This window comes from Alteromonas sp. AWQ4_252 (assembly GCF_056158205.1).
Window position 1 is genome coordinate 1,045,553 of record NZ_JBSWSV010000001.1, and the last position, 20,848, is coordinate 1,066,400.

Consider the following 20,848-nt stretch of genomic DNA (forward strand, 5'->3'; position numbering starts at 1 on the left):
GCGCCTCCTAAGGCAAGCTAATTTTTCCCATGGTGGTATTGGGAATACCGTATTGGTTGCCCTTAAAACACGGTGCACCGGCGAGGGCTTCGTTTGCCAGAATCGCAAATAACACAGCCTCTTTGGCGTCGGGGCTAATACCAATCTCGGATAGAACACGGATCTGAATATTATCCGGAAGTAAGGTGGCTATCATAGACATTAGCACAGGGTTATGAACACCACCGCCACTGGCGTATACGACGTTTTCATTAGCAGTGCCTGCCATTTTTATGATGCTGTCACAAATTGTCCGGGCTGAAAATGCCGTGAGAGTTGCTATCACATCGCAATTTGAAATAGACAGCGTCTGACTAGTGGTACGAGCGTGTTTTAGATAGTCCAGATTGAACACTTCCGGGCCAGTTGTTTTAGGCATGGCGTAGCTGAAAAACTCGTGGGTTAAAAGTGAGTCAAGTAAGTCTTCATTAACCTCACCTGCAGCGGCGAGAGCGCCATCCTTGTCAAAACGCAGGTGACTGTAGTGCTTGGCGACGAAAGCGTCGATAATAGTATTGCCCGGACCAACGTCCGTGCTGAAAACAGAATGCGGGTCATCACCGGCGGGTAGCCAGGTGAAATTAGCAATACCTCCCATATTGAGTAGTAGCCGGTTTTCGACGGGGTGGCTGAACATCAGGTAGTCCCCATACACAGCTAAGGGCGCCCCTTCACCACCAGCTGCAATATGCTTTTGCCTGAAATCAGACAAAGTAATGATACCCGTGAGAACTGCAATACGGTCTCCGTCGCCGATTTGTAATGTACCATTGCCATATTCCCCCAAGCCATGCTGCTCCTGTGGACAGTGGAAAACGGTCTGGCCATGGCTGGCGATACAATCGATTTCACTCGCTGATACCTGCCATGTTTCCAGCGCTTGATTTATCATTTCAGCATGTTGTTCGGCAATCCATCCGTTGAGAAGCGTTACTTCTTGTAAATCAACATGGCGTTTGGCGAATATTCGCTGAACAGCGTGACGAAAAGTGTTTTCATAACTCACAGTAATGAACCTTTCCAGTACAACTGAAGTTTTTACGCCGTGGCCCGTTATTCTGCATAAAGCAATATCTAATCCGTCCAGAGAAGTGCCACTCATTAATCCAATGATACGACGACTTTGCTTTTCACTGCTTTGATATAGCTTTTCAATAGAAGTTTTCATAGCACTTTTCTTACTTCCCTACAGACATGCTGTTACAAGTCCCGCCTATAACGGTAAAAAATCATAATTCAGAGGCGCTAATAGTAACATAAAAATAAAATATTCTTGAAATAAAACTGCAATTGAGATAAAAAATTGTACAAGACGAACGCAAAATTTGTTTCATTATCCCACGATGTAAACCGTCACCGAAATACCGGTAGGTTAGTGATGGTTATTTTTTCTGTTTTCTCGGAGTTTTTATGCAGCACTTGTTTAAGTCATCTTCACTTTGTCCTATTGGCAAATTAACTGCCGCAATTCATTTGGCGCTATTCTCCAGCGTAGGTGTGGCGCAAACCATTAACGATCAGGATGTGGAAGTGGTGAGTGTAACTGGCTCTCGGATTGCCCGAACAGAAGTGGTGTCTACCAGCCCAGTTACATCGGTTGATGAATTTCAATTACAGCTGGACAGGGCTGTGAATGTTGAAGATATAATTTTTAAGCTTCCCCAAGCCCCAAGTAGTGGCGCTAGTGGTAGCTCTGCAACGACTATTGATTTGCGAGCACTCGGACAAAATAGAACACTGGTTTTGCTGGATGGTACCCGTGATGTTCCCTTCGGCTTCCGCAATGCCGTTGATGTAAATGCCATTCCTGCCGGACTTATAAAAAGGGTTGATGTTCTGACCGGAGGTGCGGCAGCAGTTTACGGTGCTGATGCGGTATCGGGTGTGGTTAATTTTATAATGGATGATACGTTTGAGGGGCTGGAGTTTTCTACCAGTTATGAGATGCCCCAGGATGGTGCCGAGATGTTTAGCGCCGAAGCGATTTTTGGTGGGGATATTCTTGATGGAAAAGGTCACTTAACAGGTTTCGTCAGCTTTGCTGACCGTAAAGCGTTGTTTGCAGGCGACCGTGACTTTGCCATGGAAAACGGCACGCAAGTGATTAATACCGGGGGGTTTTACGAGGATGTTGTTAGTGAAAACACCTTTGGCATTGACGACAGCGGCGCGATAACCGAAGGTCGAAATACGGTAGATTCCACCGCCGGGCGTTATCTTGTATCGCCGATGACTCGTAAATCTACCGGACTATTCTGGGATGTGGATCTGCACGACAATGTTACTCTTTACGGCCGTGCGCTGTTCTCGCAAATGGAAGTATATACGGCCGGTGGCGCAGGCCAAACTCCTGTTTCTGTAAATGAACAAGTAGTGTTGGAAGCTGACAACCCTTACATAACATCGGCTATCGCAGATCAGCTTACTTTTGATGAAAACGGTCAGGCTCTGGTGCAGGTAGAGCGTAACTTAGGCTTGGGGCTACAGAAAACAGTCACCGAACGAGATCGCTTCCAGTTTCAGGTCGGTGTGCGCGGTGACATCACTGATTTCCTCCGCTACGACGCCTATTTCCAGCATGGCAAAACCGATGAAACAGATAAGGTGCTTAATTCCGGTTACGACACCACGGCATCGGGTGGCAGCAGTTTTGCAGCGATAGCCAACAGTGTGGACTTGTTTAATCCGAATGTGGCGTTGAGTGAACTTGAAACCACACTTCTCTATCACGATCGTGAGCGTACTCAAAATGTGGCTTCGATCACCTTTTCAGGTGAATCAACCCCTTTGTTTGAGCTGCCGGCTGGACCAGTTAGCTTCGCCATTGGATATGAATATCGCCGTGAAGCAGGTGTGCAAATGCCAGGTGATGCCTTCAGACGAGGCACGACGTTTTCTTCCAGTAGTTCTGTGGAAATTGATGCGAGCTTTTACAGTAAAGAGAGCTATGCAGAAGTATTAGTGCCACTCGTGTACGACCAGCCTTTCATCCAATCGTTGGACTTTGAAGGCGCGTACCGGGTTTCCAGTTACTCCAATACAGATGCAGACGATACCCACAAATTGGGCCTCAATTGGACTGTGAACGACGACTGGCGTGTTCGCTGGACAAGGCAATCTGCGTTCAGAGCGCCTAACCTCGGTGAATTTGCCGGCCCTGTATCCGGATTATCTCTGGCCCTTTTTGACCCATACAATGAAGCCTTTATTAGCCGGCTCGCGGGACGCTTTGAAGGGGACCCATGTTTACTGGGTACAGGTGATGCAGAGCAATGTAGTCGCTACGGCGCTCCTGCGGTAGGCACTGAGTGGGATTCTTCGTCAGCCCAGTATACCTATGGTGGCAATCCGAACATTCGACCGGAAAAAGCCGACTCTACAACTGTAGGTTTTGTTTATACACCAACTTACCTTGACGGATTCGACCTTACCGTTGACTGGTACAAAATTGAAATTGACGATGCAATTTGGGTGATACAGCCTGCAGCGGCGCTGCAAAATTGTTACATCGACAATCCAGTTGCGGGGAATCCGCTGTGCGACGCGGTATTGCGCGATCCTAGTACTGGCTTCATAACCACAGCCTTAGTTAACGATTTCAACGTGTCTTCATTCTTACAAGAAGGGGTAGATGTTAGCGCACAGTACCGCTTTGCAGCTCCCGAATTCATGGGGGGAGATTTGACCCTTAACTATGCAGCAAACGCCGTAACAAAAGCAGAGAAGCGTCTCGATCCAACACTGCCGGTGGAAGATTGTAAGGGAACTTACGGCTCTGCTTGTACAGGTGACTATGCAAGCTCTCTGCAGGCCGACTACAAACACAGGCTGAGTGTCGGCTGGTCTTTGGATGAATACACTGTTCAATTGAGCTGGCGCAGAATTGGTGATGTTGAATATGCCAGTGACCCTTCCGTAACCATTGGTTCACAGAATTACATTGATGTAGCTGCGTCCTGGCAGGTAAGTGAAGAAGTGTCCGTGGGTGCTGGAATCGACAATTTGTTCGACAAGGCCCCACCTGTTCCGGCAGCAGGAGCGTCGCGCTACAACACCGTTGATGGTTATGATGTAGTGGGTCGTTCATTTGGTGTTTCGTTGCGCTATAGTCCAGCGTTGTAATGCTAAAAACACGGTTGTCTGAATTAATCGTCTGCCAGTCGAAATAAACTGTCTGTCAGACGATTTACTGGCAGCATAACAATCATTAAGCTGTAGTTGATACGATGGGGACTAAAAATAGTCTCATCTCAATGTATATTTAATTCTACGCTTGGTGCACTGTTAATAATAAAAGATTTATTAAAAGGAGTTGCATGAACAACTTTCTAAAGCGGAGTAAGCGCGTCGTTCAAACGGTAATTTGTGTGAGTGGTTTTGCGGTTTTAAATGGCTGTGCTATGCCACCTGATAGCGATACACAGCAAATTCGCCGGGATCTCGCGCAAAAATTCATGCTCGATTTTCGCTACTTTTGCGAAGGAGCAGTCAAACGGTGCCGTGAACCTATGACAGTGCTACCCCCACAACTATCTGAATTGGTATCAGAGTCTGGTCTTGGTGGAGTCATTTTATTCAGTGAAAACCTCGCTTATCCCCAACAAATTGCGCAGTTGACTCAGGATTTACAAAAAGCAGCACAACAAGCGGAAAACCCCCAACCGCTGCTCATTGGTATAGATCAGGAAGGAGGGAGGGTGTTTCGTACACCACGGGTATTTACTACTGATTTCGCAGGAAATATGGCATTGGGGGCAACCTGGGAAAAATCAGGCACCGCCCACGCGACGGTAAGCGGGACTATTATGGCCCAAGAGCTTAAAGCGCTGGGTATTAACACTAACTTTGCGCCCGACGTGGATGTAAACGCAAATCTGGCAAACCCGGTCATAAATATACGTTCTTTTGGGCAATCGCCACAGCGAGTAGCTGAGCTTGGCGAAGCGCAAGTCAGCGCAATGCAGCGCGAAGGTGTTCTGGCAACGGTGAAACATTTCCCCGGTCACGGTGACACACAAACTGATAGCCATCTTGGTTTGCCGGTAGTGGATCACGATAGAGCGACTGTGGATGCCATTGATTTATATCCTTTTAAAGAGATCATCGAAAAAGCGGATCCGGCAGTCGTGATGACGGCGCACATACAGTATCCCCAGCTCGACAGCACTACATTGAAAGACAAAAACGGTAACGAGCAAATAAAGCCCGCAACTTTGTCCAGAAAAATCCTAACGGGTATTTTGCGGGAAGAATGGGGCTACCAAGGGCTTATTGTTACAGATGCACTGAATATGGCGGGTATTGCGAAATTCTTCGATAAAACAGAAGCCGTTGCTGCAACCTTTGCTGCAGGCACCGATATGGCTGTAATGCCATTACCTGTTCATACTGTCGAAGATATTGCCAGGTACAACGATATGCTGGATGAACTCGTCGCCAAAGTGCAATCAGGCGAGCTGGATCGCGGCGAGATTGCTGCCTCGGCAGAACGGATACGCCGGGTAAAAAAACGTTTTGCCTTAGCGCAGTGGAGCAAGCCCGATGTTGCTACGCTGTCGGATAATCTGGCAGATAACAAACGCCAGGCGCAGCGCATGGCAGATGAAGCGATAGCCTTGTTGAAAGGCGAGCCGACAGATTATCAAATTAGCGAAGGGGATAATGTACTTATGCTCATGCCTGCTGAACCTGTGTGTAAAGCTTTAACCTACCACTTTAGCTTGTATCGCGCTGAACAAACCGTGAATTGTATGAGTTTGCAAACCCTTACGGAATCCGCACTTTTGCAGGGTATTGCGCAAGCAGATACCGTGGTATTAGGCAGTATGACACCGTCACCGAGTTTGGTAGAACTTGGGGGCATGGAAGATATGAAGGAGAACACTCAACAAATTCTCGGCTACGAGCAGGCTCAAGCGCAATTGCCAGATTTGCTGAAAGACATCAAAGCTTCAGGTAAGCGCAGTGTATTGGTTTACCTGCGCATGCCCTATGATGAAGATCGTTTAGACAAATACAGCGACGCCGTGCTGGCTACTTACAACGCCAATGTCTACCGTCTGGCTGAAGATGATAACAGCCCCTACACAGGCGCAATTATCGACAGTCTTACTCGGGTACTAAACGGCATGCTCATTCCCAGCGGTTCAGTGCCTGTGTTTCTTGATGAGCAGCCTGTGGGGTCAAATGGGCATTAAACGGCGTGCCCTTTCTTTAACGCGCCTGGCAATAACATTTGTTATCGCCAGTTTTCCTGCCAGCGCCGCTGACTACCAGGGGCAATTGGTACTCCAGTCGGAGACTGCCGATGACACCGTAACCGGCCAGTTCCAGGCCTTAAGCAAGTTTGTTCAATTGCGGGTATATCCGGCGACAGTAAGCGAAATACAACTATCTGTTAACAATAAGGTTATTTTTGATGGTGAGGTACGACCAAGCCAAAATGCAGTACTCATGATAAGTGATTCAAACGCAGTAAAACCGGGTAATAACAATCTCGATGTACATTTGCGCAAAGGAGATGTGGCAGTCACTGTTGACTATCCGGTATTGCGAGAAGTCAGTTCCGAGCAAGCACTTACTATCGCGCAGAAACGCGAGTTTCGAAAAGCTTTACAGCCTTACATTGGCACAGATCCCGAGCAGCATCTATTTCCGGGCGCAGCACTTTTGGTAGCACGAAACGGTGAGATTTTGTTTGCCGAAGGCCATGGCATGGCACAATTTCAGCGCCTCTCAAACGGGCGAGTTGAACGTGACGGGCTCCCGCGAAAGATGTCTGTTGATACTGTTTTCGACCTGGCATCGGTGACCAAAGTAGCCAGTACGACGGCTGCGATTATGCATCTGGTAAGCGAAAATAAATTGTCTCTGTCTGACACTCTGGGTGAACTACTTCCCGGTTTTGCTGAAACGGACAAAGCTACCATTACCGTTCAACAATTATTAACGCATCGCAGTGGTTTGTGGGAATGGCAACCCACCTGGTTACACCGCAAGCTCAGTAATGCCTCGGTATATACTTATCTCGCGGCCCTGGAACGTCGGTATGACATCGGTGAAAAACGGGCATACTCTGATATTGGCTTCATGTTGCTCGGACATATCGTTAGCCGCGTATCAGGTGAGGATATTGATGATTACGTGAAAAAGCACATTCATACACCTCTGGGCATGGTGTCAACCACCTATACGCCGCCAGCAACATGGCGTGAGAACATTGCGGCTACTTCCCAAGGTAATCAGTATGAGCAAAACATGGTGGCCACATCCACACCATATCCTATATTGTCTGAGCCAGCCTTTACTGACACTTTTACGGGGTACAGGGAGTACACGTTAGTGGGAGAAGTTAACGATGGGAACGCCTGGTATGGCTTAAATGGTGTGGCAGGACATGCAGGACTATTTTCTAATATTACTGATTTGGCCAGATTTTGCCAGATGATGCTTAACGAAGGCGGGTACGATAATGCGATGATAGCAAGCCCGGAAACAGTCGCAACGTTTTTGTCCACGCCTTTTGACACTAATCAGGCCCATGGATTCTGGCGATATGAAAGTGGTGATGGTCGGGTTAGTTTTGGACATGCGGGTTTTACGGGTACACAAATAATGTTCAGGCCTGACGACAAGCTAATTGTCATCATGCTGACGAATCGTCAGCACAATGGACTGCCTGAGTCGGGTCGCTATCCATCCTTAAAACCAGCATGGGACAGTGTTCTCAGTGTCATAGATAAGCTACCCGATACAAAAAAGGCGCCGTAGGACGCCTTTTCGACATTTATTTGGCTTTACCTTGTTTGGCAACTGCATCCATCATGGCTTTAATGGCTTCAGGGTCACCCAGGTATTCTTTTGAAATGGGCTTGAGGTTTTCATCAAGTTCGTAAACCAGTGGAACGCCAGTGGGAATATTCAGTTCCAGTACTTCTTCTTCAGACATGCCGTCTAAGTATTTCACCAAAGCACGTAAGCTGTTGCCGTGAGCGGCGATAACCACTCGCTGTCCGTTTTGTATGGACGGACGAATTACGTCGTGCCAGTAAGGAAGAACACGCTCTATTGTCAAAGCCAGACTTTCCGCACGAGGTAAGATGGAAGGGTCTACATTGCTGTAACGTCTGTCGTGTCCAGGGAAGTGTTCACTGCTTTCATCAACCAGCGGAGGTGGCACATCAAAGCTACGACGCCAGATTTTTACCTGATCTTCCCCATGTTTCGCCGCGGTTTCTGCTTTATCCAAGCCAGTCAGCGCACCGTAATGACGTTCATTTAATCGCCAGTGACGCTGTACAGGAAGATAATGTTGACCCATTTCTTCCAGCGCAATATTAAGGGTTTTGATGGCGCGCAGTAATACCGACGTATATGCAATATCAAACTCAAAGCCTGCATCTTTCATTAGTTTACCGGCATTTTGTGCCTGAGCTACACCAGTGTCTGTCAAATCCACATCGTGCCAGCCGGTGAAGCGGTTTTCCAGATTCCACTGACTTTCGCCGTGTCGGATAAGTACCAGTTTATACATTATAGGTTCCCTAAGACTTGGTATTGAAATGAAAAAGGAAAGGCATACACAGTGCTATGCCATTTTTACATCAGATTGTGAAACTATCATCCATTATTCGTTAACAAAAATCCAGTTTTTCGCAACAGCTAATAACAGATCTCTTTGAACTGTAATGCTTTTTTTATAGCTGGTAAAAATTTTAAATTAGAGATATTGCTGGCCCGTATCCTGCAATTCGACATCTGATTTGTAACGAAATATCAGTATTCGTCAAAATCCTGACTGGTTGGTGCCTTATAACCATTTCAAGTTATGCCCGGCATGATGGAACCTGTCAGAACCTGGTTAGCGTTTGTAACGTTGTGGAGCTGAAGATGTGTTTAGATGCTATTAAAATATCAAGAAAGTCGAAAAAACTGAGAAAGGTGATACCTGGAAAAGACGAAATGCCTTGTGAAGCAAGTAAGCACTATCGTTATAAGGTAAGAGGAACAAGAACATCACCGCTGGTAAACAAAGCAATTACATCAGTTGGAAAGGCGTGAACCGGCCCTTGCCGGGCCATCAAGCTTGTATCAAATTCGGGAAAAAGCGGCTTTCAGGCAGGCTACTGCAGCCTGCGTCTTAACCGGAATGGCGTCGTGCTTCGGAGAGACTGCGTAAACCTGATAATTTGCAATTTGCCACTCAGGCAAAATCTGAACTAGTTCGCGTCTCAACAACTGCTGCCTAATTTCCGGTTCTGGCAACACTGCGAAACCCAGCCCATCCTGCGCTAGTTGAATGAGAGCCTGCATAGAGTTTACTTCCATGCGAGGGTTATTTAACAGATGAGTATGTCTTTCGTATGTGAGTTCAAAGGCGTCCAGGTCGCTGTGTCCGATATGCGGGTAATTATATAGCGCTTCGGGAGAATCTGGCATCTGTCGTGCCAGCGGGTGAGAACCAGCAACACATAGCAGTAACCCCCATGAAGCTAATTGCTCACAGTGTAAATTGACATCTGATACCGCTTCCAGTGTTATAGCCAAATCTGTACCTGAAGCAATGATGTCATAGGGAGAATCGGTTAAAATCAGAGACACAGAAATTTTTGGAAACGCAGTAATCAGTTCGTTTATAGGATTGCTTAACAACCCGCCGCCAAAGCCCTCAGGCGCAATTATTTTTAATTTTCCTGAGGGAGTCTCCTGTAGTTGTTCGATTTTGTACTGCGCTCGCTCGGCCACTGCGATTAGCTCCATACTGCTCTGATAATAAATGCGACCGGCTTCGGTAAGACTGATATGCCGAGTGTTTCGATTGAACAAACTCATACCCAGTTCCTGTTCCAGTTTTCGCAACTGCTGACTAATGGCAGATACCGTCATATGAAGATTTTTCGCAGCCATACTCATACTGTTGCTATTAGCAACTTCAACAAAAACCTGGAGGGAGCGCAGCAGTTTGGTATTCATAAATTTCAGTAGGTCTCTTTGCAGTTTATAAAGTGGTTGAGAATCTCACGCACTCAGATTAATATAAATGGAAATTATTCTCATTTGCACGATTTTTGTTTATAACTTATAAGTAATCCCTCGAATTGTCGATATTTCTTAGACAAAGCTAGAAGAAAACTAGGTTAGCGGCATATTACGGACAAGCTATTCGGACATTTTCCATCGGTAAGTTTGTCAATGAGAACACTGTCATTTATCTATAAAGGAGTGTAATTAATGGAGTCTATTTTCACCTCTAGACCCAGGTTGATTAGCGCTGCACTTTGCGCAGTCGTGCTTTTAATACAACCAATAGCGGCCAGTGCTGATGAAGTAACCGTTACTTTGCCACGTATGTCGGTGGCTGAGTACCATGCACCTTATGTGGCTGTATGGTTGGCTGATAGCAAAGATAAGAGAGTGAAAGATTTGGCCGTTTGGTACGACATCAATATGGAAAACGGCAAAGGCGAAAAATGGTTAAAAGACATGCGTCTGTGGTGGCGTCGCAGTGGTCGAAGTGCCGACATGCCAATCGATGGTGTGAGTGGCGCAACCCGTCGTCCCGGAGAGCACAAAATTAACCTTGACGGACAATTCGATGGCATCGAAGCGGGTGACTACACCCTGTACGTAGAAGCTGCTCGTGAACTCGGTGGTCGGGAAGTGTTAAGCATACCTGTTACTTTACCCATTTCATCTTCTCAAACGCAGCTTGTTAAAGGAAACCAAGAGCTTGCGTCTATTGAACTATTACTGGAGCCTAAATAATGAAGTTATCTCGTCTTTTCACAACTGGGGTACTTGCCCTTTCTCTTGCTGCCGCCCCCGCAATGGCACACCGGATTTGGATCAAGCCCACTACCACCAACGTGTCGGGAGATGATGAGTGGATTAGTTTTGATGCTGCAGTCGCGAACGGTATTTTCTCTCCTGATCACGTTGCCTTGTCTACAGACGCCATTAAAGTGACTTCTCCCTCTGGCAAGGACGTTGAAAAACAACACACGCAGAAACTGCGTTATCGAAGTGTGTTTGACATTAACCTGAAAGAAGAAGGAACGTATCGGGTCGAGCTGGCATCGCAAACATTGATGGCTTTCTGGAAGGACGAAAACGGTAAGCGAAAAATGTGGCCTGGACGTGGTAAAACGGGCACTGTAGAAGAGTTTCATGCTGAAGTACCCCAAAAAGCGACGGATTTACAGGTTGTAGATTCAGCACGTCGCGTTAATGTGTTCGTAACTTCCGGAGCACCAACTGAAAATAGCATCATGCCAAGTGGAGTAGGCCTCGAACTCGATGGCAACACGCATCCTAACGATTTATACACAGGTGAAGAGGTCAGTTTGGGCTTTTTGATCAATGGCGAAAAAGCAGCTAATGCCAGTGTTACTATTGTGCGCGAAGGGGAAAAGTACCGTGATGTTGATGACGCCATGACTTTCACCACCAACGCCGAAGGCAATATAGCGGTCACCTTTGACAAGCCCGGCATGTACTGGCTTGAAGCTGAGTATGATGATGAAAAAGCGAAAGCACCAGCACAAAAACGTCGCGGCACTTTTGTTTTAGTGATGGAAGTATTGCCAAATTAAGTATTTGTAGGTTTAGGGTGGTGGATTCAACTCTGCCGCCCGCAGTCTGTTAAATCTCCTCCTCATTCATTTTTATATTGCCGACATCCACTGAAAAAAGCTGGTAAAGTATTTCCATCCAACCTCTTCAGTACTTTGAACATGCGAAAACTTTTTACCACCTGGACGCGAAGTGTCGTGCTATGGATTGTTGTTGTCGGTCTTACCGCTTGCGCCGGCAATAGTGAGAAACCTGGGAATACTGCTGCAGAGCAGTTTGGACCGAAGGTGTTCGACCATTCTGGTTACACTGCAATTGTAGTGGCTTACGAACCTGAAATGAAAGGTATACTCGGGCGCATAAGCGCTGACCCTGCTGCTCGTATCGACAGTGCTGTTCAGTTTAAAGGTGTGACCTATCGTTTAGGTACCTACCACGACGAGCCAGTGATAATTTTCGCAACGGGCATGAGTATCGCTAACGCTGCGCTAACCATGCAAATGGCGTTTGATTATTTCCCAGTTAAACAAGTGGTGTACATGGGGATTGCCGGCGCTGTGAATCCTGCATGGCAACCGGGTGACGTGATCATTCCCGAACGCTGGTATTATCACGATGAAAGTGTGTACACCAACCCAGATCCGGAAAGCGAAGGCGAATTTATACTGCCTGAATACTATGCGCGTTTTCTCAGTGAGCAGGAAGACAGACGCAAAGTGGATCCGCACTTACCAAAGTACAAGAATTTTAAATTTATTCAGCCAGATGAAGTTCTGATCATCAAAGAAGGCATGGATAAACCTCAGGACACTGCGTATTTCTCTGCCACACCTCGTCTTCTTGATGCAGCCCGCTCAGCGATAACCGCCATGCCTGATCAAATGATCCTGTCGAAGAGAAAGGCGCGATTGACGGTAGGAGGAAACGGTGTAACCGGGTCGGTATTCTTGGATAACCGGGAGTATCGGAAGTGGACCCGTGATGTATTCAATGCTGAGGTCACCGAAATGGAATCTGCTGCCGTGGGTCAGGTGTGTACCATTAACGATATTGACTGGATAATTATCCGGGCGATTAGTGATCTCGCGGGCGGACAGGAAGGCGTCAATGTAGAGCACATTTACGACCAGGAAGTATCCAGAGTCGGCGCAAACGTGCTTTTCGCTGTACTTGATGCTCTGGCAAACGCTGACAGCTAATTGTCAGGTTTGCGTTTTAGGATTCCCCGGGCATTGTCGCAAATCGCTGTGATAAGCGTGTGACCGGCTAGTGCCCGGGGAGTAATTGCGTAGAATTGCTCTCGAATAGTATTCGCCACGCCAATTTGATGCACCTTATATTGGGTTTCAACATGACGTGCAATACAGCTTGGCGCACAAAAAATACCATGTCCTTCACTGCCAAACAGTTTGAGTAAGGCACTATCGTCAAATTCAGCTATCAAAGTAGGGTGAACTTGTTCGCTTTGAAACCAGGATGATAAGCTTATGTTCAACCCTGAGTTAATGCCTGGCATCAGAAATCGCTGACCACTCAGGCTCTGAGGAAATTGCTCGGTGAGCTCCCTATGATTGTCTGCTGCAGAGAAAAAACTCACCGCCGATGTACCCAGAACGGTTTCATTGGCCTGTATTTGACTGCCTGGAGGGAGGCCATGGTCGGCAAGAATCACATCGATGTGATTAACTGCCAATTCACCCAGAAGTTCGTCATATGCGCCTTCGACAAAAACGAATTGCGTTTCAGCAGATTGTTTCATTATCGGAGCTACAAAATCGTAGGCCAGAACTTTTGGAATGGCATCGGTGATCCCCAGGGTAATTTTGTCGATTCGCTCAGAAAAATTATTTTGCAGCGCAGACATCAGCTGATGACCTGCGTCAAAAATTTTTTCGGCATGTTCAAGTACCATTCTGCCTTTACCAGTTAATACCAATCGCTTTTTTTGACGTATAAAGAGGCGAAAACTGAGTGTTTCTTCTAGAGTTGCTATTTGACCGCTTACCGTCTGAGGCGTGACGTGAAGCCTTTCCGCGGCGCGTGCAACGGCACCTTCTTTAGCTGTCATATAAAAATAATAGAGCTGATGGTAATTTAGTTGTTGCATAATAGTCAGGAATTTTCGAAGTTATTTTAAGAATATAACAGATATTTTCTTATTTCTAGATAGGGTAATCTGACTAAAATCATTGTGGATTTGTATTACTCATGGCTGCAAAACCGATCAATCTCAGAAAGACCAAAAAATTATTGTTCGATATTCTCCGGCCCGAGACCGGTTTTTTTACAGTAGTAATTGTATACAGTATGGGTATTGGTTTGCTTACACTGGCGGTTCCCATCGCCGTGCAAACGCTCATTAACACGGTTGTAAATATCGCATCCACCAGAGCGGTTCTGCTGCTGGCCGGGATACTTATGGCTACGCTTGTTTTTTCCGGTATTTTTGCCGCCATGCGAACACGGGTGATGGAATATTATGAACGCCGGATTTACGCGCGACTTACTGCTAGTTTGAGTTTGCGAACTATTCAGGCGCCTCATTCGTTTTTCGAAGGGCAAAGGAATGCAGCGCTTACCCAACGATACTTTGAAATCATGACCTTACAGAAGAATATTCCTTCTCTAATGGTTGATGGTTTCGCCTTGGTATTGCAGATGCTGGTGGGCTTTACCCTGGTGTCTTTTTACCATCCATTACTGTTTGCATTTAACGCTATTGTACTGCTTCTGGTTTATCTGGTTTGGCGACTATGGGCTAACCAGGCTAAGCGCACCGCAATTATGTTGTCTCATGCTAAATATGATACAGCGAAGTGGTTGCAGGATATTTCATCAGCTCATGCGTTTTTCAAATCCAGCCAGCATTTGCGTTACGCTGCGGGGCAAACAGAGGCCCTTATCGCCAATTACACGAAACAGCATGCCGGTCACTTTCGTTTCACCTTTGCGCAAACTGTGTCATATCTGATGTTGTATGCCTTAGCCAGCGCCTCACTGCTAGGGTTAGGAGGTTGGTTGGTAGTACAGGGCCAACTGTCTGTTGGACAACTGGTTGCAGCAGAGCTCATTATGTCGGTGGTTTTCTTCGGTATATCCCGCTTTAGCCAGTATCTGAAGTTATATTATGAATTGTATGGCGCAGCAGAAAAAATGGGTTCAGCACTGTATATTCCTCAGGAAGAAGTGGTATCTGCAGATAAACCCATTCCTCAACACAGTCAATTGCACTTTCACGACGTCGAGCTGCGGTATGGGGATGAATACAGTACTATCGATCTGCCGTTGCAGTGTGCCGGCAAGTACTTTGTTACTACCGAAAGAAGCTGGTTGCAGCGCGATGTAATTCATTTACTTAAGTGTTATGACAAACCCAAGCATGGCTGGATACAGCTGGGAACGCTATCGTTGGCAGACTATCATACATATGCATTGCGACAAGCCATAGCAGTGGTAGACCGTTCGTTAATTGTGGAATGTTCAGTACGGGAATATTTTCGTATGGCAGCACCATCTGCTTCGGAAGGCGAAATGTGGAAAGTGCTCAAGGACGTTCATTTGTCAACCACCATCAAACAGTTGGAAGATGGTATAGATACCAAACTAAGCCCTTTGGGGAATCCTTTGCAGCCAATCTCCTTTTTACTTCTTAAGCTGGCAGCAGCCGTGTTGTCATCCCCTTGTGTGGTGGTGCTAAATCAGCACTTTGATGCGGTACCTCTCCCTTTGCGACAGCAACTCTTGCGTTATCTGGAGCAAGCTGAATTCACAGTACTATATTTTACCAGTGCTGTTCAGTTGGAATACTTCCAGGCAACCATAGCCTTGCATGATCAGGCCGTTGTTCACAATCACGGTGAAAATGCCATTAGTAAGGACGACAGCCATGACCTTTGATTCAAATGTCTTTATGAACAAAATGACAACCCTGTCGTCGATTACTATTCCAAGGTGGTATCGGGTATTAGCCGTAATGATGGTTGCGTTTATGATAGTAACGGGGCTAATGCTGTACTTCGTGCCCTGGCAGCAAACAGCACAAGCTTCAGGTGTGGTTAGTACCCTGAGTCCGGCAGATAGAGCACAACCTATTTCTGCGCTGGTTCCCGGTCAAATTAAACAGTGGCACGTAAATGAGGGTCAGAGCGTTAATAAAGGAGATCCGCTGGTGACTTTGATAGACACAGATGCGGGCCTGGTGGACAAACTTAATGCTCAACTCAATGCCGCCGATGCAAGGTTACAAGCCAACAAATTGGCCGTGGAAAATGCTAAAAACAATCTGGCCCGACAAAAAGTTTTGTTGTCCGAAGGGTTGGTTTCACCACGGGATATTGAAGCTGCGGAAATTAGCTTGCAAGAGCGATTGGCCACGGTTGCAAAAACGGAAGAAGACAGAAACACAATTAGCATGTCACTGGCACGACAATCTACTCAAACAAAATTCGCGCCGCAGAATGGCACCGTCACAAGGCTACAATCTGGAGGCACCTCCACACTGGTCAAGTCGGGTGACATACTTGCCTGGTTTGTACCTGATGGTGTGGAGCGCATGGTACGGGTTTCTGTGGGAGGGCTGGACGCGCCACTTGTAACACCTGGCAGAAAAGTGCGTTTACAATTTGAAGGCTGGCCTATTTTCCAGTTTAGCGGGTGGCCGGGTACCTCGGTTGGAACCTTTGGTGGAGAAGTGGTGGCCGTTGATCCGGTAGCGACTCAGAGCGGCCAGTTTAGTGTTTGGGTAAAACCAGATTTAAAGGATAAGCCCTGGCCGGATGACTCTGTCGTAAGGCTCGATAGCAGGGTGAAAGCCTGGATTCTACTGGAAGAAGTAAAGCTTGGTTACGAACTCTGGCGTCAGTTAAATAATTTTCCGCCAGAGAATCCAAATGCAACTGCCCAGTGGGGGCAAAATGGAAAATAAGCGAATGGGATCATGTAGATGGAAGCTTGCCGTTGGGTGTTTATTGTTGGCTTTTGCTGGTTTGCAGGCTAAGGCAAGTTCACCAACTCTCACTGAGCTGATGGCCTCGCTTTCTGCCCATCACCCTAAAATCATGGAGCTTGAGGCTCAGGGGCTTCAGCGCCAGTTTGCACGAGATGCCGCGTCTGCTGCATTTGACGTACAGCTAGAGCAAGACAGCATGGTGAGGGCTAGTGGTTACTACGATGGTTTTATGCTCACTCAGCGGGTGGTAAAGCCTTTGCCCTACGGCAATACTAAATTAAAAGCAGAATATCGTTATGCAGACGGTCAGTTCCCCGTATACGAGGCTGAATTTGACACACTCTCTGGCGGCGAGGCCAGTTTGGGTATTGGCATGTCACTGCTTCGAGATAGAGACGTAGACAAAAAACGTATGGCCATTTCAGATGCTGAAATTACCATAAATGAATGGCAGGCTACCCAGGAAGCAATTAAAAACCAACTCTATTACAATGGTATAGTGTCCTATTTAGCTTGGTATGAGGCGCATTTAGCGCTCAATGTGTATGAATCTCTCGTCACCACCACTCGCGCACGTCGTAAAGCCATAGCTACACGGGTAGATGCAGGCGATTTGGCTGCTATTGCGCTAACGGAATTTGATGCCACAGTGATGCGGCGGGAACTTGCACTACAAGCAGCAAAGCAAAAAGCGGAGCAGACGCGATTAAAGCTTAGCTTTTATTTTAGAAATAAGCAGTTTGAACCAGTGCAAACCGATTCTTTAGCGACAGTGCCCGACGATATTCAGTGGCCCTGGGATATTGACGAAGGTGCACTGCAGTATTTCCGCAGAACACTTTCTGCACACCCGCTTCTTCGAGAAATGCGCTTTAAACAGCAGTTGGCTCAGAACAAAGTGGTATTGGCAGAGAATGCCTTGTTACCATCGTTAGATATCGAGGCCAAGCTTGCCAGGGATTTAGGGAATGGGCCGCGCAGCCTTCAACAAACTGAAACTCAAATTGGCCTACAATTTTCAATGCCTTTAGGCAGACGCCAAGCCAAGGCCGAACTGGGTAGTGCAGCGCAAAAGGTAAAAGCCCTCACCTTTAAATATCAAGCCGTCGAAGATGCCCTGAAGCGCGATTTAGAAATAGCTTCAAGAAACTGGCACTACAGCAAACAAATAGCGAACATGCAAGACAAGCAGGCATCCCTTGCAGAGGCTTTATTTGAGCAGGAGAAAAAGCGGTTTGATATCGGTGCCAGCGATCTCTTCGTTTTAAACAGTAGAGAAGCGAGCGCTATCAACAGCCGTCTAAATGCAGTGAAAGCCCACGTAGATGTTCTGAGGACATCTCTGGAGGTGATTTTTTCTGCTGGCGAAGTCAGTGCATACTTGCAGGGTTGATTGGTTGGCGATTTGGCTGAACGTGGTAGTAAGGCTTTGTGTATTACTGGTTAACAAAAATTACCTTATACATACGTCTATTTTTATAGTTTAAAGGGGCGCTAAGAGCAATTTTTCGCTATCATCAGGTCAACAGTAAGTAGTCGCAAGTAGGTAGTGATGTTTAAAATTCTCGTCGTCGAAGACAGCCAGATTGTCAGAAAGATCCTAAACAAATTAGTTGAAGACAATCCTCACTTTCACAGTGTGTTGTGCTCAGATTACGCTGAAGCAAAACAGAAACTGCAAAGTGGTGACTCGTACCTCGCTGCCATTGTCGACTTAAATTTACCTGACGCGCCACGGGGGGAGATTGTTGACTTAATGTTGACACATGATATACCCACTGCGGTTTTGACAGGAAACTTTGATGAAAATTTGCGCTCGGCTCTCATCGATAAGGGCGTATTGGATTATATTACCAAAGAATCCCGCTACTCCTACATGCAGGTAATCAAGCTTATTGATCGCTTGAGAAAGAATCTCACAACAAAAGTATTAGTGGTTGATGATTCGTCTACCAGTCGCTCTTACCTAATAAGCTTTCTAAAGCGCTTCCGCTTTCAGGTGCTATCTGCCAGTGACGGTGTGGAGGCATTGAAGCTGTTAAAAGAACACTCAGATACAAGATTGGTCATTTCCGATTACATGATGCCGAACATGGATGGTTTTGAATTGGTTAAATCGATTCGTCAGGACAGAGAGTTTCAGGACCTGGTCTTCATAGGTTTGTCAGCAAACGGTAACAGCGTGCTTTCTGCCAAGTTTATAAAAAGTGGAGCCAATGACTTCTTAAGTAAACCATTTTATCACGAGGAGTTCTTCTGCCGGGTGCTACAGAATCTCGAAGCGCAAGAAATGGTGATGACTATTCGTGAAGCGGCGAATTTCGACCCGCTGACTAAAACATATAATCGTCGCTATTTATTTGAACGTGGAGAAGAGCTTCACAAAAGCCATACAAAGCAAGCTGGTATCACTGTGGCTATGATAGATATAGACAATTTTAAACCGGTTAATGATACCTATGGTCATCAGACGGGCGACAATCTATTACAGGAATTTGCCAGCCTGTTACAAGACTTCTTTGAAACTGATCTCATAGCGCGATACGGCGGAGAGGAGTTCACTGTCATATCTGACCGCAGTTATGAAGCTGTACTTGATAGCTTGGATCGCTTTTTAGATAAAGTCCGGGAGTTTGAGTTTACAGAGTACAGGGTCCCTCTGACCTGCAGTATTGGCGTGTGTGCGGAGGAGATGGAAAGCCTTAAACTGATGGTCGAAAAAGCCGATGCACGGTTGTATCGTGCTAAGCACACAGGTAAAGATCAGATAGTAGAGCAAGATTAGCCCGTGTTGAACCTTGTGTTAGTAAAGCGAACCAGCACAAGGTCTAATCATTGTAGATGAAAGGCTTACAAACAAAGTAATTAAATGCTTTGTTGAAGCCAATTTCAGATTTTGTGTTCCCTTCCGAGGTAAGCTTGATAATTTCAATTGGGTGACCAATTTAAATATTTTTTCTTATTGCATTTCTATCAGTGTAAATGCCGCCCCACCTCCGTGTCAGATAATCTGGCAAGCTTGTTTTTTGTTGTTTGTCCAATAAAATCAGCACCATAATCCTATTTCAGTATGTGTTCTATACGCTGACAATTTCAAGTCAACCAATTAATGTTAAATTATTTAACATTAATTGGTTGACAAATTGGTCGTGCTAAAATATTGTTTTGGTAAGTTTTGTGGTTGCCCATGTCGGGCTGTCATATTTAATCACCTGGTATGTGTTGAAGAGCCCGTAGGTTTACCACTTCATCGTTACAGAAGTGAGGTTACAGATTCACACATACTCAAAGCAATTATTTAGGAGAACGTCATGGCTAAACCCGTCATTGGATTCATCGGCCTCGGGCTGATGGGTGGCAATATGGTGGAAAATCTGCAGAAGAAAGGTTACGAATTATACGTTATGGATTTAAACCCTGACGCTGTAGCCGCTTGTGTAGAGCGCGGAGCAAAAACTGCAGACTCTGCGAAATCACTGGCAGAGTCAGTTGACATTGTGATGTTGTGCTTAACAACGTCTGACATTGTAGAGAAAGTTATCTACGCAGACGACGGTATCTTAGCAGGTATCAAGGAAGGCGCTGTCCTCGTTGATTACGGCACGTCGATTCCAGAATCTACCCGTAAAATTGGTGCAGACTTAGCAGCCAAGGGCGCTGGTATGGTTGACGCGCCTCTTGGCCGTACTCCTGCTCACGCTAAAGACGGCTTACTGAACATTATGGCTTCTGGCGACGAAGCGACTTTCAACAAAGTAAAACCTGTGTTGGAAGACCAAGGTGAGAATGTATTCTATCTAGGCGCGTTAGGTGCTGGCCATACAACCAAGCTCATCAATAATTTCATGGGTATGACTACAGTATGTGCAATGTCTCAGGCTTTTGCCGTAGCGGAAAAAGCGGGCGTAGACAGACAACAGTTGTTTGACATCATGTCTACAGGGCCTTCCAGCTCACCATTCATGCAATTCTGTAAAAACTATGCTGTTGATAATGTAAGTGATTTGGGCTTCTCCATTGCGAACGCAAATAAAGATTTGGGTTACTTCCTGCAAATGGTGAGCGACCTGGGCACGGAATCAAAAATCGCCGAAGGTTCATCAGCAAACTTACAGGCTGCTTTTGACGCAGGTATGGGGCGCGGTAACGTACCTGAAATTTACGATTATTTTCTGAAACTCGAAAAGTAACAATCAACGTTTAATTGCGTTGGTTTCACTTGTCTCTGAACAATAATAATAGCAGAGGCTATCTCGTAGTACCCTACGAACCCGCTGAGCTCACTGTGAT

At 46.3% G+C, this 20,848-nt stretch carries 15 protein-coding genes; 11 read left to right on the forward strand and 4 right to left on the reverse strand.

Annotated elements, in window-relative coordinates; genetic code table 11:
* Positions 1 to 7: 7 nt before the first annotated feature.
* Positions 8 to 1,207: an anhydro-N-acetylmuramic acid kinase gene (locus ACXACM_RS04645; RefSeq protein WP_474820121.1), complete on the reverse strand. Its 1,200-nt coding sequence runs from the start codon at positions 1,205 to 1,207 to the stop codon at positions 8 to 10.
* Between the two features lie 242 nt (positions 1,208 to 1,449).
* On the opposite strand from ACXACM_RS04645, the gene ACXACM_RS04650 reads away from it, so the two are divergent.
* The 3 genes from ACXACM_RS04650 to ACXACM_RS04660 all read left to right on the forward strand — a co-directional run bounded on the left by ACXACM_RS04650 (position 1,450) and on the right by ACXACM_RS04660 (position 7,809).
* Positions 1,450 to 4,161 (forward strand): TonB-dependent receptor domain-containing protein, encoded by a 2,712-nt coding sequence (locus ACXACM_RS04650; RefSeq protein ID WP_474820122.1) that lies wholly within the window; start codon positions 1,450 to 1,452, stop codon positions 4,159 to 4,161.
* Between the two features lie 194 nt (positions 4,162 to 4,355).
* Complete coding sequence (locus ACXACM_RS04655) at positions 4,356 to 6,236, forward strand: glycoside hydrolase family 3 protein (RefSeq protein ID WP_474820123.1); 1,881 nt, start codon at positions 4,356 to 4,358, stop codon at positions 6,234 to 6,236.
* Entirely contained in the window at positions 6,205 to 7,809 is a 1,605-nt protein-coding gene (locus tag ACXACM_RS04660; protein WP_474820125.1) for a serine hydrolase domain-containing protein, read from the forward strand. The genes ACXACM_RS04655 and ACXACM_RS04660 overlap by 32 nt, the downstream gene beginning before the upstream one ends.
* A gap of 16 nt (positions 7,810 to 7,825) precedes the next feature.
* Here ACXACM_RS04660 and gpmA read toward each other — a convergent pair whose 3' ends face one another.
* A complete protein-coding gene (gene gpmA / locus ACXACM_RS04665) occupies positions 7,826 to 8,572 on the reverse strand; it encodes a 2,3-diphosphoglycerate-dependent phosphoglycerate mutase (protein WP_474820126.1) in 747 nt (248 codons plus the stop codon).
* Between the two features lie 557 nt (positions 8,573 to 9,129).
* On the reverse strand, positions 9,130 to 10,011 hold the full coding sequence (locus ACXACM_RS04670) for a LysR family transcriptional regulator (protein WP_474820127.1): 882 nt from the start codon (positions 10,009 to 10,011) through the stop codon (positions 9,130 to 9,132).
* Positions 10,012 to 10,269: 258 nt separating this feature from the next.
* Here ACXACM_RS04670 and ACXACM_RS04675 point away from each other — a divergent pair, with 258 nt between their 5' ends.
* From ACXACM_RS04675 to ACXACM_RS04685, 3 genes are all read left to right on the forward strand, one after another.
* Positions 10,270 to 10,803 (forward strand): DUF2271 domain-containing protein, encoded by a 534-nt coding sequence (locus ACXACM_RS04675; RefSeq protein WP_474820128.1) that lies wholly within the window; start codon positions 10,270 to 10,272, stop codon positions 10,801 to 10,803.
* On the forward strand, positions 10,803 to 11,630 hold the full coding sequence (locus ACXACM_RS04680) for a DUF4198 domain-containing protein (protein WP_474820130.1): 828 nt from the start codon (positions 10,803 to 10,805) through the stop codon (positions 11,628 to 11,630). The genes ACXACM_RS04675 and ACXACM_RS04680 overlap by 1 nt, the downstream gene beginning before the upstream one ends.
* A gap of 141 nt (positions 11,631 to 11,771) precedes the next feature.
* Positions 11,772 to 12,809, forward strand: coding sequence for a 5'-methylthioadenosine/S-adenosylhomocysteine nucleosidase family protein (locus ACXACM_RS04685; RefSeq protein WP_474820131.1), 1,038 nt, complete (start codon positions 11,772 to 11,774; stop codon positions 12,807 to 12,809).
* Here the strand turns inward: ACXACM_RS04685 and ACXACM_RS04690 are convergent.
* Positions 12,806 to 13,717 (reverse strand): LysR family transcriptional regulator, encoded by a 912-nt coding sequence (locus ACXACM_RS04690; protein WP_474820132.1) that lies wholly within the window; start codon positions 13,715 to 13,717, stop codon positions 12,806 to 12,808. The genes ACXACM_RS04685 and ACXACM_RS04690 overlap by 4 nt on opposite strands.
* Before the next feature lie 101 nt (positions 13,718 to 13,818).
* Between ACXACM_RS04690 and ACXACM_RS04695 the strand changes: the two genes are divergently transcribed.
* The 5 genes from ACXACM_RS04695 to ACXACM_RS04715 all read left to right on the forward strand — a co-directional run bounded on the left by ACXACM_RS04695 (position 13,819) and on the right by ACXACM_RS04715 (position 20,748).
* Entirely contained in the window at positions 13,819 to 15,507 is a 1,689-nt protein-coding gene (locus ACXACM_RS04695) for an ABC transporter transmembrane domain-containing protein (protein WP_474820133.1), read from the forward strand.
* Positions 15,497 to 16,534 carry an efflux RND transporter periplasmic adaptor subunit gene (locus ACXACM_RS04700; protein WP_474820135.1) on the forward strand — a complete coding sequence of 346 codons (1,038 nt, stop codon included), beginning with the start codon at positions 15,497 to 15,499 and terminating at the stop codon, positions 16,532 to 16,534. The genes ACXACM_RS04695 and ACXACM_RS04700 overlap by 11 nt, the downstream gene beginning before the upstream one ends.
* 4 nt (positions 16,535 to 16,538) lie before the next feature.
* A complete protein-coding gene (locus tag ACXACM_RS04705) occupies positions 16,539 to 17,951 on the forward strand; it encodes a TolC family protein (protein ID WP_474820136.1) in 1,413 nt (470 codons plus the stop codon).
* 159 nt (positions 17,952 to 18,110) lie between these two features.
* Positions 18,111 to 19,343: a diguanylate cyclase gene (locus ACXACM_RS04710; protein WP_474820138.1), complete on the forward strand. Its 1,233-nt coding sequence runs from the start codon at positions 18,111 to 18,113 to the stop codon at positions 19,341 to 19,343.
* A gap of 526 nt (positions 19,344 to 19,869) precedes the next feature.
* Positions 19,870 to 20,748, forward strand: coding sequence for an NAD(P)-dependent oxidoreductase (locus ACXACM_RS04715; RefSeq protein ID WP_474820139.1), 879 nt, complete (start codon positions 19,870 to 19,872; stop codon positions 20,746 to 20,748).
* Positions 20,749 to 20,848 lie beyond the last annotated feature (100 nt).

Excerpts from the sequence above, each read along its gene's own strand:
- ACXACM_RS04645 (WP_474820121.1), bottom strand. The coding sequence starts at position 1,207 with ATGAAAACTTCTATTGAAAAGCTATATCAAAGCAGTGAAAAGCAAAGT.
- ACXACM_RS04650 (WP_474820122.1), top strand. The coding sequence starts at position 1,450 with ATGCAGCACTTGTTTAAGTCATCTTCACTTTGTCCTATTGGCAAATTA.
- ACXACM_RS04655 (WP_474820123.1), top strand. The coding sequence starts at position 4,356 with ATGAACAACTTTCTAAAGCGGAGTAAGCGCGTCGTTCAAACGGTAATT.
- ACXACM_RS04660 (WP_474820125.1), top strand. The coding sequence starts at position 6,205 with ATGAGCAGCCTGTGGGGTCAAATGGGCATTAAACGGCGTGCCCTTTCT.
- gpmA (WP_474820126.1), bottom strand. The coding sequence starts at position 8,572 with ATGTATAAACTGGTACTTATCCGACACGGCGAAAGTCAGTGGAATCTG.
- ACXACM_RS04670 (WP_474820127.1), bottom strand. The coding sequence starts at position 10,011 with ATGAATACCAAACTGCTGCGCTCCCTCCAGGTTTTTGTTGAAGTTGCT.
- ACXACM_RS04675 (WP_474820128.1), top strand. The coding sequence starts at position 10,270 with ATGGAGTCTATTTTCACCTCTAGACCCAGGTTGATTAGCGCTGCACTT.
- ACXACM_RS04680 (WP_474820130.1), top strand. The coding sequence starts at position 10,803 with ATGAAGTTATCTCGTCTTTTCACAACTGGGGTACTTGCCCTTTCTCTT.
- ACXACM_RS04685 (WP_474820131.1), top strand. The coding sequence starts at position 11,772 with ATGCGAAAACTTTTTACCACCTGGACGCGAAGTGTCGTGCTATGGATT.
- ACXACM_RS04690 (WP_474820132.1), bottom strand. The coding sequence starts at position 13,717 with ATGCAACAACTAAATTACCATCAGCTCTATTATTTTTATATGACAGCT.
- ACXACM_RS04695 (WP_474820133.1), top strand. The coding sequence starts at position 13,819 with ATGGCTGCAAAACCGATCAATCTCAGAAAGACCAAAAAATTATTGTTC.
- ACXACM_RS04700 (WP_474820135.1), top strand. The coding sequence starts at position 15,497 with ATGACCTTTGATTCAAATGTCTTTATGAACAAAATGACAACCCTGTCG.
- ACXACM_RS04705 (WP_474820136.1), top strand. The coding sequence starts at position 16,539 with ATGGGATCATGTAGATGGAAGCTTGCCGTTGGGTGTTTATTGTTGGCT.
- ACXACM_RS04710 (WP_474820138.1), top strand. The coding sequence starts at position 18,111 with ATGTTTAAAATTCTCGTCGTCGAAGACAGCCAGATTGTCAGAAAGATC.
- ACXACM_RS04715 (WP_474820139.1), top strand. The coding sequence starts at position 19,870 with ATGGCTAAACCCGTCATTGGATTCATCGGCCTCGGGCTGATGGGTGGC.